The organism is Bradyrhizobium sediminis, from assembly GCF_018736085.1.
In the GTDB taxonomy this organism is placed as follows: Bacteria; Pseudomonadota; Alphaproteobacteria; order Rhizobiales; family Xanthobacteraceae; genus Bradyrhizobium; species Bradyrhizobium sediminis.
Genome location: NZ_CP076134.1, coordinates 3713873 through 3728137 on the forward strand (window position 1 = coordinate 3713873; position 14265 = coordinate 3728137).

A 14265-nucleotide genomic window follows, 5' to 3' on the forward strand; every position below is an offset into this window, starting at 1 on the left:
GATGGCGTTCGACCCGGGGAGACTATTCGAGCGGTTTCGACAAGAGATTAGACGTATCCGGGCAAAGATTGTATCAATCCGTCAGCTTCCTCCCGATTGGAGCGACGGATTGTCCCAGGTGCTCGACACGACGCTTGTCCCTTCCGGCCCCGCCGGCTTCCTCGCGCAGGCGGGTTCGGCCCTGCACGCCGAGGGATTTTTCGGCGGGCTCGCGCCGCGCCACTGGGTCATCCAGGAGGATAACGTGCGGCGCGCGCATCTGCTCTTGATCGAGAGCCGACGCGGCTCGGCCGTCCTGCGCGGCACGGTCGTGAAGTTCGAAGCCCCCGCCCTGCTCTGGCTGCCCTGCGAGGTCGAGGGCGACCTTCAGGTGGAGGCCGGCGCGCGAGGCTACCTCATCGCGGTTTCGGAGGATCTGTTGACGCGAACGGTGGCCGGCAGCCCGGAGGCATTGCACCTGCGGCGCACCACCGACCGCCTCGTGATGCTGAGCGGCGCGCAGATCGACGGCGCGCTCGACGCCGTGACGAACTCCTGCGCCATGCTGGTGCGGGAACTGCACGCGCCGCAACGCGGCGGCATGACCATGATCTCATCCCATGTGCTGCAGCTCTGCCTGCATCTGTGGCGTTCGGCAGCCTCGGAAGAATCCGGCAGTGAGGATGCGCTGCGCGGCGACGGTCCGCGGCTGGTCGGAAATTTTCTGCAGATGGTGGAATTGCACTATCGCGACGGCTGGCCGATTGCGCGTTACGCCGCCGTGCTCGGCGTCACCTGCGACAAGCTGCATGCGCATTGCAAGCGCGAGAAATCGCGCAGTCCCCGCGCCATCATCCATGAGCGGCTGATCCACGAGGCCCGCACCCGCCTGCACCAGCTCGACCTGCCGGTCGAGCAGATCGGATACGGTCTGGGCTTTCGCGATCCCGGCTATTTCAGCCGCTTCTTCCAGAAGCACCAGGGCATTCCGCCCGGCGCCTATCGGCGTCGCGCCAGGGCCGAGCAGGCGAAACGCGGCCCGTTCTATGCCGCTTGGCCGTAGGTCCACTCGGCTATCGCGCGCCGTGACCGGATCGATGCCGGCGCGTTGCGCCAAAGATCACCGGCGGGACGGCGCGGTTCACGACTTCGCGCATCGCAAAGCTCGATTGAATCCGCGCCACCCGCGGCAACCGGGAAAGCTCGGTCCTGTGGATGCGTTCGAAGTCCTCGATGTCCCGCGCCATGACGATGACGATGTAGTCGTCGCTGCCGGACATCAGGAAGCATCGAACGACTGACGGACAGTTGATCACGGCGGCTTCGAACGATTTGAGCGCATTCTCGTTTTGGCTTTCGAGGGTGACCCTGACCAGAACGGTGGTGGAGAGACCAAAGCGCGCCAAATCCAGCACGGCCTGATAGCCGCGGATGAAGCCTTCTTCCTCGAGCATCTTCTGCCGCCGGGCGATCGCGGTGCTTGAAAGCGCCACGCGTTCGGCAAGTTCAACCTGGCTCGCCCGGGCATTGATCGTGAGTTCTGACAGGATCGTCGTATCAATATTGTCGAGCTGCATCGTCTTGATTCCCGTCATTTCGATTCCTGCGCCATACCGCCATTTTATGCAGCTTTTCAGCAAAAAATCGAAATAAATCGCCGATATCGCAAGGTTCTTAACCCGAATCCACCGTAAAATATCAACCTTGGATTCCAAGAAGGAGTGTCGAACGATGCGGATCGGGGTGCCGAAGGAGATCAAGATTCATGAATATCGCGTCGGACTCACACCGGACACCGTTCGTGAGTACGCAGCTGCCGGCCATAGCGTCGTCGTCGAGGCCAATGCGGGTGCCGGGATCGGCGCAACCGACGAGGCCTACCGCAAGGCGGGAGCTGCCATCGCCGACACGCCGGCCGAAATCTTCGCAACCAGCGACATGGTCGTGAAGGTCAAGGAACCCCAGGCTCGCGAATGGACCCAGCTGCGCGAAGGCCAGATCCTCTTCACCTATCTGCATCTGGCGCCGGATCCGGAACAAGCCAGAGGCCTGATGGCCTCCGGCTGCACCGCGATCGCCTATGAGACGGTCACGGATGCGAAGGGTGGGCTGCCCCTGCTCGCTCCGATGAGTGAGGTCGCAGGAAGACTCTCCATCGAAGCGGCCGGCTCGGCGTTGAAGCGCAGCGCCGGTGGCCGCGGCATTCTGCTCGGCGGCGTGCCGGGTGTCGTTCCTGCCCGTGTCGTGGTCATCGGCGGCGGGGTCGTCGGCTCCCACGCTGCGCGAATGGCCGTTGGGCTCGGTGCGGAAGTCACGATCCTGGACCGCTCGATCCTGAGGCTGCGTGAACTCGACGAGTTGTTCCAGGGCCGAGTCCGCACCCGCTTCCCCACCACCGAGGCAATCGAACAGGAGATTTTCGCCGCCGACGTTGTGATCGGCGCGGTGCTGGTCCCCGGTGCAAGCGCTCCGAAGCTGATCAACCGGAAAATGTTGAAATCCATGCGGCAGGGTTCGGTACTCGTCGATGTCGCGATCGACCAGGGAGGCTGCTTCGAGACGTCTCGTCCGACGACGCATGACGAGCCGACCTATGAGGTCGACGGAATCATCCATTACTGCGTGGCGAACATGCCCGGTGCGGTTCCCCTCACCTCAAGCCATGCCTTGAACAATGCGACGCTGCCGTTCGGGCTGGCGCTGGCGAACCTCGGCTTCGCGGCGGTGACGCAAAATCCCCATCTGCGTGCGGGCCTCAACGTTCACCGCGGCCGCCTCACCAATAAGGCGGTTGCCGAAAGTCTGGGCCTGGCCTGCTCCCCGATTGAAGGCGCGATCGGCGCCTGAGCGTTCAGGACGGGAAGTCAGCCTGCCTGACCTGAATTCGATCGGCATGCAGCGACCAGTCGCAAAGCGACTGGGTTTCGCAGAATTTCTTCTTGGCCAGCTCCGTGGCGAGGCCCTCATTCGAAGCATCGACTTCCACGGTGCTCTGGCAGATTTCGGACTGCCGGCCGTTCTCGCCGAGCACGTCCTTCATGAACCTGACGACAAATCGCGACATGGAACCATCCTCTTGCGTCCGCAACGCCAAGACAGGCCCATATAGAATTATCATACGGAGAAGGTTTTGACCGTGATCAAAAATACGGCGGAACTGCCCGAAGCGGCCTCAGGCGCCGGCTGACGGCAGACTTGCGGCCGCAATGGCGACGATCAGCTTGAAGCGGCGTCCGATCCGGGACGTTGCCGAGCGCAAAAATGAGTTTACCTGTCGCATCTCGCCAATTCCTTCCGCGCCGGCCGGAACCACCGTTCCGCAGACAGCGCGTTGAACGAAAATGGCCGCGCCCGGGAGGCGTGTCGAGGCCGCGGCGAAAATAGCAACATGGCCATCGTCCGGCGGCTCATTCACAGTGGATTTATTGCCGCCATCCAACCAGAAACGGTTGAATTGTTCTCCCGACAACCATAGTGGTTCACCAGCATCTTGGTCATGTTGATGACGCCGGCTTTCGCCGCCCAAACGGCGATGCGTTCAAGTATCGCTCTATTGGAGAACAATGCGATGACTCTGCCCTTTTCCAATGCGCGCACCGGCGGAAAGATCCTGGTCGATCAGCTCCTGATCCACGGCGCCGACATGGCGTTCTGCGTGCCGGGCGAGAGCTATCTGGAGGTGCTGGATGCATTGTTCGATGTGCGCGACCGCTTCAAGCTCGTCAACGCCCGTCATGAGGCCGGCGCCGCCAACATGGCCGAGGCCTACGGCAAGCTTACGGGCAAGCCCGGCATCTGCATGGTAACGCGGGGTCCCGGCGCGTGCCATGCGTCGGTCGGTGTCCACACCGCATTCCAGGACTCGACGCCGATGATCCTGCTGATCGGTCAGGTCGGCCGCGATATGATGGATCGCGAAGCCTTTCAGGAGATCGACTACCGTCAGATGTTCGGCCCTGTCGCCAAATGGGCGGCGCAGATCGATGTCACGGCGCGGATTCCCGAATATATCGCGCGCGCCTTCCATATCGCGACCTCCGGCCGCCCTGGCCCGGTGGTGCTGGCATTGCCCGAGGACATGCTGACCGAAGTGACACAGGCGGGCGATGCGGTTTGCTATCGGCCGACGCAACCGGCCGCCCCGCCGCAGGCCTTCGCGCCAATTCGCGAACTGCTCGATGGCGCGAAGAAGCCCATGATCCTGGCCGGAGGTCCTGGCTGGAGCGACCGCGCCTGCGCCCAATTGCAGGATTTTGCCGAGGCCAACGGCATTCCGGTCGCGACCTCGTTCCGCCGGCAGGATACTTTCGACAACCGGTCGTCATGCTTCGCCGGCGATCTCGGCACATCCGGGCCGCCCGCTCTGGTGCAGCGCTTCAAGGAAGCCGACCTGTTGTTCGTGATCGGTGCGCGCCTCGGCGAAATGACCACCCAGGGCTACACCATTCTTTCGGCGCCAACGGCCCGACCGAGGCTGGTCCATGTCCACGCCGACGCCGACGAACTCGGAAAGGTGTTCACGCCCGACATCGCCGTGCTGTCGTCTGCCGACAATTTCATGGCTGGCCTGACCGAGTGCCGCTGGTTTGCCGCGGATCGCTGGAGCACCTGGCGCAAATCCGCCCGAACCGACTATCTCAACGCGGTCGCGGCGCCCGACTGCACCCAGGCGCTGGACGTCGCCGCCGCGATGGTCGAACTCGGCAAGCGGATCGGCGACAACGCGATCGTCACGCTCGACGCCGGCAATCACACCGGCTGGCCGCAGCGCTATCTGACCTACGCGCGGCCGGGCCGCCAGATCGGTCCCACCAACGGCGCGATGGGCTATTCGGTGCCGGCGGCAGTTGCCGCGTCGCTGGTCCACCCGGATCGCATCGTGATCGGCTGCGTCGGCGATGGCGGTTTCATGATGAGCGGACAGGAAATCTCGACCGCCGTTCAGCACGGCGGCAAGCCGATCATTCTGCTGTTCAACAACAACATGTACGGCACCATCCGCATGCATCAGGAGCGCGAGCACCCTTCGCGCGTCGTCGGAACCGACCTCGTCAATCCCGACTTCGTGGCGATGGCGAAGGCGATGGGGGCGCATGCCGAGCGCATCACCCGCACCAGGGATTTTTCGCCGGCGCTCGAGCGCGCCATCGCGGCGAAACGTCCAGCGCTGATCGAACTGTGCACCGATCCGGAGCAGATCTCGACACGCACCACCATTACCAACCTGCGCGTAGCGGCCGAACAGCGGCAAACGAAAGCCGCTGCGGACTAAGGGCAAACCGCTAGCCCGGCGCAAACCCAAAAGCCCGCTCGAAACGCCTGGCGTAGGCCGGCCATACTTCGGGGTTGATGATGCGCGGCGGCCGCTTGCCGTCGAGCGCGCCGAGCATCTGCTCGGCGGCGATCCGGCCCATATTGATCCGCGCTTCCCTGGTCACTCCCGCCGTATGAGGGCTCGCCAGCACGTTGTCGAACTGCAGCAGCGGATGGTCCGGCGGCGGCGGCTCCTTGGCCCAGACATCGAGGCCGGCGCCGGCGATGCGCTTGTCGCGCAGCGCATCATAAAGCGCCGCTTCGTCATGGATGAAGCCGCGGGCGGTGGTGATGAAATAAGCATGCGGCTGCATCAGCGCGAATTCCCGCGCGCCGATCATGCCGCGGCTCTCTTTCGTGAGCGGACAATTGATCGAGACGTAATCGGAGCGGCGCAGCACCTCATCGAGCTCGACCTTTTCGCCGCCGCGCGTCGCCATCTCGGCTGCCGAGAGATAGGGGTCGTAGGCCAGCACCTTCATGCCGAGCAAACCCTTGCACAGTTCGGCGATGCGGCGGCCGACATTGCCGAGCCCGACGATGCCGATGGTCTTGCCCTGCGCCTCGGTGCCGATCAGGGCGTTGCGGTTGACATTGGGATCGCGCCGCAGCGCGCGGTCCGCCTCGATGATGCGTTTCGACAGCGTCAGCATCATGCCGAGCGCATGTTCGGCCACGGAATGGGCGTTGCCGCCGGACTGGTTGACGACCAGCACGCCGGCCGCGGTGCAGGCCTCGACATCGACGGGATCGAAGCCGGCGCCGTTGCTGGAGACGATCAACAGGTTCGGCGCCCGCTTCAACAGCTCGGCATGGGCGTGGAAATGCGGCGCCAGTTCGTCGCGCGCGGCGCCGATCTGATAGGCATGCGCCGAAGCCAGGATCGGCGCAAAGACTTCCTCGGGCGTTTCGTTTTCGATCCGGTCGAGCCGCACGTCGGGCCGCGCCGCCAGCATCTCGGCATATATGGGGTGCGCCAGATATTTGACGTAGAACACGCGCTTGTTGTTCACGGACATGGTTGCTGCGACTTTCAGTTCGGGAAGCCATAGAGTTTGGCCGGATTGGCGACGAGGATGCGATGCTGCGTGGCCTGATCCGGCGTCCACGCCTGAAATAGCTCGAACAGGTGTCCGGCATCGGGCATTTCGCCTTCGACGCGCGGATGCGGCCAGTCGCCGCCCCACACCAGCCGTTCCGGATTGGCGGAGACCAGCGCCTCATGAAACGGCCGGGCGTCGGGATATTCGGGCGCGTTGCGACTGAGCCGATGGGCGCCCGACAGTTTGGCCCAGCACCAGCCGTCAGCGACCGCACGCAGCAGGCTCTGAAAGCCTTCCGTCCCAGTGCCGGCGCGGGCATCGGTGCGGCCCATGTGATCGATCACAACCGGCAGTCCGAGCGATTTCAGAACCGGCACGGTCTCGGGCAGATCCTTGACGTCGATCCAGAGCTGAAGATGCCATCCGAGCTCGGCCATGACGGGCGCGAGCGTTTGCGCCGCCGACAGCGGCACGCCGCCGCGGTAGTGCAATTGCCCGTCGCGGAAGAAATGATTGAAGCGCAGGCCGCGGACGCCGAGACGATTCCACTCCCGAAGCTCCGCCGGCGCGATATCGGCGTCGGCCACCGCGACGCCGCGCAGGCGGTCGGGCCGGCGCGCCAGCGCATCGAGCATGGCGGAATTGTCGCGGCCATGCGCGCTACCCTGCACCAGCACGCCACGCGCAAATCCGATTGCATCGAGCATGCCGAGATATTTCTCGAGCGGCGCATCCGGCGGCGTGTAGCTGCGATCAGGGGTGTAGGGAAACCGCGCCGCCGGCCCGAACACATGCGCATGGGTATCGCAGGCATCGGGCGGCGGCGGTACTTTCGGCCGGCTGACATCGCGCGGCGGCAGGCAAGCTTGTATCGTCAATGTCATTCGGCCTTCATGCCGGCGGCCTTGACGATCGGCGCCCACTTCTCGTAGTCGGCCCGAATCTTGGCATCGAACGCTTTCGGCGAACTGCCGATCGGCGACGCGCCGAGCTTGGCCAGCCGCGCCTTCACGGCGTCCGTGTTCAAGGCCGCGACGAAGTCCTGCGAGAGTTTGGCAACGAGATCGGCGGGCATGCCGGCCGGCCCGAGCAGGCCCCACCAGACTTCTGTGTCGTAGCCCGGCACGGTCTCGGACATGCTCGGCACGTTGGGTAGCAGCGACGCCCGCGAAGCAGTGGTGACCGCGAGCGCACGGACCGTGCCGGCCTCGAGCTGCGGGATTGATTCCGGCCCGTTGTTGAACGACATCGCAACCTGTCCGCCCAGGAGATCGTTGATGGCGGGTGCGCCGCCCCTGTAGGGAACGGCATTGAGATCAATCTTGGCGAGATTCTTCAGGAGTTCGCCGGCCAGGTGCGTCGATGTCCCGGTGCCCGCATAGGCAAAGGACAGGCTTCCCGGTTTGGCGCGCGCCTGCGCGATCATGTCGCCGAGCGACTTGAACGGGGAATCGGCACGCACCAGCAGGATGTTGGGCGACGACCCCAGCAGCGATATCGGCGTGAAGTCCTTGAACGTATCGTAGGGAATTTTCGGGTGCAGCAACGGATTGGTGGCGTGGCCGCTGGCGACGACGATCAGGGTGTAGCCGTCCGGCGGCGATGCGACGAGCGCCTGCGACGCGACCAGGCCGCCCGCCCCCGGCCGGTTTTCAACGACGACGGATTGACCCCATTGCTTTGAAACCACATCGCCCAGCGTGCGGGCGAGGATGTCGACGCCGCCACCGGCCGCATAGGGCACGAAGATATGCACGGGCTTCGACGGAAACGACGACTGCGCGGATGCAGTCACACCCGCGCTCAACATCGCCGCCGCGACGACGGCCCACCTCAGAAAGCTGTCCATGGCACCCCTCCCGCTATTCATTATTTCGATTTCTTTTATCGCACAGAGGCATACCCCAAAGGCACAGGTCGCCGCTACGATCGGCGCATGTTGACAATCCCGGAGATCGCGTCAAGTTTCGCCGCGCCGACAGAACGGCCGTGATCGCGTCGCGAACGGAAACCGTCGCAAAAAAGCAATAAGGGAGAATTCGATGGCGGCCGCCGAGGGACAAACCTCGCCTCAAGCTTCCGGGAAGAACTGGCACGAGGTGGTGCTGCAAACGCTCAAGCGCAACGACATCCGGCTGGTGCCCTACGTCCCCGACCGCGTGCTGACGACGCTGATCAAGAGCATTCACGCCGATCCGTTCTTCACGACCTTTCCAACCGCGCGCGAGGAAGAAGCGGTCGGCATCATCTCCGGCGCCTGGATGGGCGGCATGCGCGGCGCCGTGCTGATGCAGACTTCCGGCTTCGCCACGCTGGCCAACGTGCTGGCGTCGCTGGTGGTACCCAGCCAGATCCCGCTGATCATGTTCGTATCAGAGCGCGGCACGCTGGGTGAATTCAACTACGGGCAGACGCTGGTGTGCCGCACCATGCGGCCAGTGCTGGATTCGCTGGCAATGGAGCATCACACCTGCACCAGGCTCGATGAATTCGAATTCATCGTCGATCGGTCGATCAAGCAAGCCATCACCACGCAGGCGCCGGTGGCGCTGATCCTGTCGCCGCTGTTGACCGGCGGCAAAGTCTTCGACAAGTGAGTGAAGCCATGAACACGGCAACCAACGGCCCCGCCCGCAACACCAAGGTGATGAACCGGTTCGATCTCACTTCGAGGCTGGTCGCGAAGCTGAAGAACGAGGAAGCCGTGATCGGCGGCATCGGCAACACCAATTTCGACCTGTGGGCCGCCGGCCACCGGCCGCAGAATTTCTACATGCTGGGCAGCATGGGGCTGGCCTTCCCGATCGCACTCGGCGTCGCGCTGGCGCAGCCGAAGCGCCACGTCTTTGCGCTGGAAGGCGACGGCTCGCTGCTGATGCAACTGGGATGCCTGTCCACCATCGCGACGCTGAAGCCGAACAACCTCACCATGATCGTGATGGACAACGGCATCTACCAGATCACCGGCGCGCAGCCGACCCCGGCCGCGGCGGTGGCGGACATCATCGCCATCGCCATCGGCTGCGGTCTTTCGAACAGCGCCTGGGCGGCCGACGAGGAGGATTTCGAGCGTCTCGTCGATCAATCGATGACGGCCTCCGAGCCTGTGCTGATCGGGGTGCGCATCGACGACAAGCCGGGGGTCGGCGTCACCCGCCGCGATCCCGTGCAGATCCGGGAGCGCTTCATGCACGGCATCGGCGTGCGGGAACCGCTATAAAAAGAGGCATTAACCAAAGGGCATCGTCAGTTCGCATCTGCGGAATATCCTGCCGCCAATCGTGTTATCCCATTCCCATGACGATGCCCCTTCGAATATTCGCCTGGCTGCTCGCCGCGGCGGTGGCCTTTGCGACGCTGGGGCCGCCGGGATTGCGGCCGCATTCCGACCTCGGTCAGAACGGCGAACACGCCCTCGCCTTCGTCCTGATCGGGCTCGCCTTCGGCCTCGCCTATACGCAGCGCCGCCTGCTGACGGCGGCGGCCGCCGTTGTGATGATCGGCCTGATCGAGGTCCTGCAATTCTGGGCGCCGGGACGGCATGCACGATGGTCGGATTTCGTCGTCGACGCGCTCGCCGCCTGCGTCGGCCTCGCCGCAGCGGCGGCGCTGGACTGGGCCATCCAGCGATCCCGCACCCAGACTTCGCAATAAACGTCCCCGCGGGACCGAGTCCCGCGAGGATCAATCTCAGAAGATTCCGTCGAGCGGGTCAGTCGATGATCCTGATAATCCTGCGCGTCCGCGGCTCGACGATCACCCGCCGGTCGTTCACGACCGCATAACGATATTCGGTGTGGCTCGGAACCGACGGGCAAATCAGTAGAGGATTACACCGTGCCTTGCAGTCCCGAAAATGGAAGGCGTAGCAGCAGAGGCACCTTCCTTGCTGCCGATCAGGTCGAACAATGCCCGCAGCTCGAGCCCAAGCTGACATCGCCGTGAGACACCCGGATTTCGGCTATTGACCCAACTCGGAAATCGCGTCTCTTTGATGAACGCTCGTTGTCATGTCGCTAAACTGGGATTGCAAAACATATTTTGCATCAAATCGCTTCGCGATAGAGCCCTACCATCCGGTCCGCTTCTTTAGTTTCTTCACGCGATGCTTCTGATAGTCGAGCACGGCCGCCGCGAAGGGGAGCGTGCGGCGCACGCGCACGTGGGTAAGCGAGATCACGACCGCGCTCTCGACGTCCTCGGGCTGGATGTGGCACATGATTCCGCCGGCATCACCAAGGTAGGAGATTTTCGAGACGGTCTCGATGGACCTGACGGCTGCCGGATTCTGCTGTCGAGCGAGATGCTCGATCAGGTCGGGCATCAAGGCGACCTCGAACGGCACCGCCGCATCTAGAATGGCCATGAGTTCGCGAGTCTTCTTCGGCTTATCGAGCATCGGCGTCACCCGTTTGATATTGAGCGTGATGATTCGATCATTGCTGATGATAGGGAATAGGGCTCAGTAGAGCCACTCCAGATGCGTCGCACAGTCGCCGTTTCGCGGCGCAGATGATCGCGATCTTCAAGGAAGCCACCCGGCTCGAAGCCGACTTCTGGGAAATGGGCTGGCGCGCGGATAAGCGTTGAATGGTCACTGACCACGTACCGAGTCGGAAGGCGTGTGAAACATCGTTGCCAGAGGCACCAGGATCTAGTCCTCGTTCGCCTTGAACCGTCCCAGTCCCTTCAGCACGAACGGCGCCACCAGCGCGATCAGCGCGATGCCGAGCAGCGTCGCCGACATCGGGCTCTGCAGCAGCGCCAGGGGATCGCCGAGGCTGATCGCCAGCGCGCGGCGCAACTGGCTTTCGGCGATCGGTCCTAGGATGAGACCGATGACGACAGGCGCGATCGAAAAATCGAACCTGCGCATCAAAAAGCCCATCACTCCGAAGCCCGCCAGCATCGACAGTTCGACGACCGACGGCTTCGCCGCGATGGTGCCCATCGTCGCGAACACGAGAATCCCGGCGTAAAGCCACGGCTGCGGGATCGCGAGCAGTTTCACCCACAAGCCGACCAGCGGCAGATTGAGAACCAGCAGCATGCAGTTGGCGATGAACAGGCTTGCGATCAGGCCCCACACCAGGTCGGGCCGCTCGGCGAACAACAGCGGTCCCGGGTTCAGGCCGTATTGCTGAAAGCCCGCCAGCATCATCGCGGCGGTTGCCGATGTCGGAAGCCCAAGCGTCAGCAACGGCACGAGGGTGCCGGCAGCGGAGGCGTTGTTGGCGGCTTCGGGCCCCGCGACGCCTTCGATCGCGCCCTTGCCGAATTCCTCCGGATGCTTCGCCAGCCGCTTCTCGGTGGAGTAGGACAGAAATGTCGGAATCTCCGCGCCGCCGGCGGGAAGCGCGCCGATCGGAAAGCCGAACATCGTCCCGCGCAGCCACGGTTTCCATGACCGCTTCCAGTCCTCCTTCGTCATCCATAGCGAGCCGCGCACCGGCTCGAGCTTCTCCTCGGTGTGATGACGGCGCGATGCGACGTAGAGCGCCTCCCCCAGGGCGAACAGGCCGACCGCAAGCGTCGTCACTTCGACGCCATCGAGCAGTTCGGGGATGCCGAAAGCGAGCCGGGCCTGGCCGGTGAGCTTGTCGATGCCAACAAGCCCGAGCGTCAGCCCGATGAACAGGCTGGTCAGTCCGCGGATCGGCGAATCTCCGAAGGTTGCCGACACCGTAACGAAGGCCACGCACATCAACGCAAAATAATCCTCAGGCCCGAAGCGCACCGCAAAATCGACCAGCCACGGCGCCAGAAACGCCAGGCCAATGGTGGCGATGGTGCCCGCGACGAACGAGCCGATCGCAGCGGTCGCAAGCGCGGGACCGCCGCGGCCGGCCTTGGCCATCTTGTTGCCCTCGAGCGCGGTCGCCATCGATGCGCTCTCGCCGGGCGTGTTGATGAGGATGGCGGTGGTCGATCCGCCGTACATGCCGCCGTAATAGATGCCGGCGAACATGATCAGCGAACCGCCGGGATCGAGCTTGTAGGTCACCGGCAGCAGCAACGCGACCGTGAGCGCGGGACCGATGCCGGGCAGCACGCCCACCGCGGTGCCGAGCAGCACGCCGATCAGCGCATAAAGCAGGTTCATGGGCTGGGCGGCGACGGCCATGCCATGCGCGAGCGCGGCGAAGGTGTCCATTACAGCAGTCTTTCCAGAGGGCCGGCGGGAAGGCTCAACGTCAGCAGCCGATCGAAAGCGAGATAGATCACGGTGGTCATCACGAGGGCGATGGCAGAGTCGGCGAGAATGGCGCGCCGTCCAAAGGCCGCCGATGTGGTGACGAACTGCGCCGACGTCGCCAGGATAAAGCCGCCGCCAAGACCGATGATGGCAATCAGAAGCGCAAGCCCGGCGAGAATCAGCCACACCGCCTTGGGATCGGCGCTTTCGCGCGGCGGCAGATTGCCGCGCAGCGCGTCGATCAGATTGCCGATCGAAAGAATGCCGAGCCCGACGGCGATGACGACCGGCATCGCCTCGGGCCCCATTCCGTAGACCGTGTTGGATTGCAGTCGGCTCGCGTCCCAAACCAGCACCCCGGCAAGGGCCGCGAGCGCCAGGGCAATGACGAGACCCGCGGAATCGACGCGATGCGACGCCGGGCCATGTGGAAGATCACCGGGCGCGCCGTCCGGCGTCATGATTTGACGAGGCCGACCGACTTCAACACGTCGGTGACGCGCACAGTTTCCTTCTTCAGGAAATCCGCGAACGCATCGCCGCCAAGATAGGCGTCATCCCAACCCTTCTGCTTGAGGATGTCCCTCCAGGCGTCGGACTTGGCCATCTTCTCCACCGCATCGCTCAGGGTCTTGCGCTGTTCCGCCGTGATGCCGGGAGGTGCGACCACCGAGCGCCAGTTGGCCAGCACCAGGTCGATCCCCTGTTCCTTGAAGGTCGGAATATCGACGCCGGCCAGGCGCTTTTCCGACGTCACGCCGAGCGCGCGCAGTTTGCCGGACTTGATCTGACCTGCGTATTCGCTCAGTCCTGAAATGCCCGCGGTGACTTTCGCGCCCAGAATGGCCGCCAGCGACTCGCCACCTCCGGAAAATGGAATGTAGTTGATCTTCTTCGGGTCGGCGCCGACCGTCCGCGCGAACAGTGCCGCCATCACGTGGTCGACGCCCCCGGCCGAGCCGCCGGCAAACGTTACCTTGGCGATATCCGCCTTGAGGGCGGCGGCAAGATCCTGCGCCGTCTTGATCGGTGAATTCGCCGGCACCACGATCACCTGGACCTCCTCGGTGAGGCGCGCAATCGGCGTCACCTGATCGAGCGTGACCGGCGATTTGTTCATGGCCAGCGCCCCGACCATGACGAAGCCGTTCACCATCATCTGGTTGCCATCGCCCTTGGCGCCGTTGACGAACTGCGCGATGCCGACGCTGCCACCGGCGCCTGCAACGTTGGTGACCTGGACGCTGCGCGCGATACCGGCGGCGACAAGGGCTTGCTGCATCGCGCGCGCGGTCTGATCCCAGCCGCCGCCGGGGGCTGCGGGCGCCATCACCTTGAGTTCGAGCTGCTGCGAGAGGGCCGGACAGCCGGCCGCAAGCGTCAGCGCGACGACGGCGCCGAGCAGGCGCGCATGAAACGGGATCATCGGAGTTCCTCCAGGCCTATGCGGGGCGGCTATTGTTGACGATTGGCCGCCGTGTCATTTCGTCGCATATCAACTGGAAAATCCGCCGCTGTCCAGAAAGGACTGTTCGCCGGCGCCGTGTTTCGCTGCAAAAACGCGATTACGGTGTGGAAAGCGTCAGAGTGGTGGCCAGCACCGCCTTGCCGGCGCCGGACGCCACCATCGCGACGCGGCCGCCGACTTTTGTCAGCGAACGCATGATCTCGCGGCTCTACATCCTGGTCAGCACATCGCGACCTGCATTCATCCGTGGGTGAATGCGTATTCGC

Annotated in this window: 16 protein-coding genes and 3 pseudogenes; 7 read left to right on the forward strand and 12 right to left on the reverse strand. The window is 64.0% G+C overall.

From position 1 onward, the window contains the following. The first annotated feature begins 118 nt into the window (after positions 1–118). Positions 119–1042, forward strand: a complete 924-nt coding sequence (locus tag KMZ29_RS17990) for a helix-turn-helix domain-containing protein (RefSeq protein WP_249779958.1) — start codon at positions 119–121, stop codon at positions 1040–1042. 10 nt (positions 1043–1052) lie between these two features. Here the strand turns inward: KMZ29_RS17990 and KMZ29_RS17995 are convergent, their stop codons facing one another. Further along, positions 1053–1556: an Lrp/AsnC family transcriptional regulator gene (locus KMZ29_RS17995; protein ID WP_215624326.1), complete on the reverse strand. Its 504-nt coding sequence runs from the start codon at positions 1554–1556 to the stop codon at positions 1053–1055. A 154-nt stretch (positions 1557–1710) separates the two neighbouring features. On the opposite strand from KMZ29_RS17995, the gene ald reads away from it, so the two are divergent. Beyond that, positions 1711–2826: an alanine dehydrogenase gene (gene ald / locus KMZ29_RS18000; RefSeq protein ID WP_215620482.1), complete on the forward strand. Its 1116-nt coding sequence runs from the start codon at positions 1711–1713 to the stop codon at positions 2824–2826. A gap of 4 nt (positions 2827–2830) precedes the next feature. Here the strand turns inward: ald and KMZ29_RS18005 are convergent, their stop codons facing one another. Together KMZ29_RS18005 and KMZ29_RS18010 are read right to left on the reverse strand one after the other, a co-directional pair. Then, on the reverse strand, positions 2831–3043 hold the full coding sequence (locus tag KMZ29_RS18005; protein WP_215620483.1) for a hypothetical protein: 213 nt from the start codon (positions 3041–3043) through the stop codon (positions 2831–2833). 108 nt (positions 3044–3151) lie between these two features. Continuing rightward, positions 3152–3448: a hypothetical protein gene (locus KMZ29_RS18010; RefSeq protein WP_215620484.1), complete on the reverse strand. Its 297-nt coding sequence runs from the start codon at positions 3446–3448 to the stop codon at positions 3152–3154. A gap of 99 nt (positions 3449–3547) precedes the next feature. Between KMZ29_RS18010 and KMZ29_RS18015 the strand changes: the two genes are divergently transcribed. Continuing rightward, positions 3548–5251 (forward strand): thiamine pyrophosphate-binding protein, encoded by a 1704-nt coding sequence (locus KMZ29_RS18015; protein WP_215620485.1) that lies wholly within the window; start codon positions 3548–3550, stop codon positions 5249–5251. Positions 5252–5261: 10 nt separating this feature from the next. On the opposite strand, the gene KMZ29_RS18020 is transcribed toward KMZ29_RS18015, so the two are convergent. Genes KMZ29_RS18020 through KMZ29_RS18030 form a run of 3 tightly spaced genes read right to left on the reverse strand, consistent with a single transcriptional unit; the run spans position 5262 to position 8184 of the window. Beyond that, the gene (locus KMZ29_RS18020; RefSeq protein ID WP_215620486.1) at positions 5262–6311 is read right to left on the reverse strand and encodes a hydroxyacid dehydrogenase; all 1050 of its coding nucleotides are present in this window, start codon (positions 6309–6311) and stop codon (positions 5262–5264) included. A 14-nt stretch (positions 6312–6325) separates the two neighbouring features. Further along, positions 6326–7219 (reverse strand): amidohydrolase family protein, encoded by an 894-nt coding sequence (locus KMZ29_RS18025; RefSeq protein ID WP_215620487.1) that lies wholly within the window; start codon positions 7217–7219, stop codon positions 6326–6328. After that, a complete protein-coding gene (locus tag KMZ29_RS18030; protein ID WP_215620488.1) occupies positions 7216–8184 on the reverse strand; it encodes a Bug family tripartite tricarboxylate transporter substrate binding protein in 969 nt (322 codons plus the stop codon). The genes KMZ29_RS18025 and KMZ29_RS18030 overlap by 4 nt, the downstream gene beginning before the upstream one ends. A gap of 193 nt (positions 8185–8377) precedes the next feature. Here KMZ29_RS18030 and KMZ29_RS18035 point away from each other — a divergent pair, with 193 nt between their 5' ends. The 3 genes from KMZ29_RS18035 to KMZ29_RS18045 all read left to right on the forward strand — a co-directional run bounded on the left by KMZ29_RS18035 (position 8378) and on the right by KMZ29_RS18045 (position 9989). After that, a complete protein-coding gene (locus KMZ29_RS18035; protein WP_215620489.1) occupies positions 8378–8932 on the forward strand; it encodes a thiamine pyrophosphate-binding protein in 555 nt (184 codons plus the stop codon). An 8-nt stretch (positions 8933–8940) separates the two neighbouring features. Then, entirely contained in the window at positions 8941–9555 is a 615-nt protein-coding gene (locus tag KMZ29_RS18040; protein WP_215620490.1) for a thiamine pyrophosphate-dependent enzyme, read from the forward strand. A 77-nt stretch (positions 9556–9632) separates the two neighbouring features. Continuing rightward, the gene (locus KMZ29_RS18045) at positions 9633–9989 is read left to right on the forward strand and encodes a VanZ family protein (protein ID WP_215620491.1); all 357 of its coding nucleotides are present in this window, start codon (positions 9633–9635) and stop codon (positions 9987–9989) included. 58 nt (positions 9990–10047) lie between these two features. Here the strand turns inward: KMZ29_RS18045 and KMZ29_RS18050 are convergent. Both KMZ29_RS18050 and KMZ29_RS18055 read right to left on the reverse strand, forming a co-directional pair. Beyond that, positions 10048–10143, reverse strand: a pseudogene (locus tag KMZ29_RS18050) (DUF1236 domain-containing protein); the annotation flags it as partial. 261 nt (positions 10144–10404) lie between these two features. Next, the gene (locus KMZ29_RS18055) at positions 10405–10701 is read right to left on the reverse strand and encodes a hypothetical protein (RefSeq protein WP_215620492.1); all 297 of its coding nucleotides are present in this window, start codon (positions 10699–10701) and stop codon (positions 10405–10407) included. A gap of 140 nt (positions 10702–10841) precedes the next feature. Here KMZ29_RS18055 and KMZ29_RS26765 point away from each other — a divergent pair. Continuing rightward, a pseudogene (locus KMZ29_RS26765) lies at positions 10842–10925 on the forward strand (thiaminase II); the annotation flags it as partial. Positions 10926–10989: 64 nt separating this feature from the next. On the opposite strand, the gene KMZ29_RS18060 reads toward KMZ29_RS26765, so the two are convergent. From KMZ29_RS18060 to KMZ29_RS18075, 4 genes and pseudogenes are all read right to left on the reverse strand, one after another. Then, entirely contained in the window at positions 10990–12489 is a 1500-nt protein-coding gene (locus KMZ29_RS18060; protein WP_215620493.1) for a tripartite tricarboxylate transporter permease, read from the reverse strand. Further along, entirely contained in the window at positions 12489–12992 is a 504-nt protein-coding gene (locus KMZ29_RS18065) for a tripartite tricarboxylate transporter TctB family protein (RefSeq protein WP_215620494.1), read from the reverse strand. Before KMZ29_RS18065 ends, KMZ29_RS18060 begins: the two co-directional genes overlap by 1 nt. After that, positions 12989–13957: a Bug family tripartite tricarboxylate transporter substrate binding protein gene (locus tag KMZ29_RS18070; RefSeq protein WP_215620495.1), complete on the reverse strand. Its 969-nt coding sequence runs from the start codon at positions 13955–13957 to the stop codon at positions 12989–12991. The genes KMZ29_RS18065 and KMZ29_RS18070 overlap by 4 nt, the downstream gene beginning before the upstream one ends. A 163-nt stretch (positions 13958–14120) precedes the next feature. Continuing rightward, a pseudogene (locus KMZ29_RS18075) lies at positions 14121–14207 on the reverse strand (IclR family transcriptional regulator); the annotation flags it as partial. Positions 14208–14265: the final 58 nt, after the last annotated feature.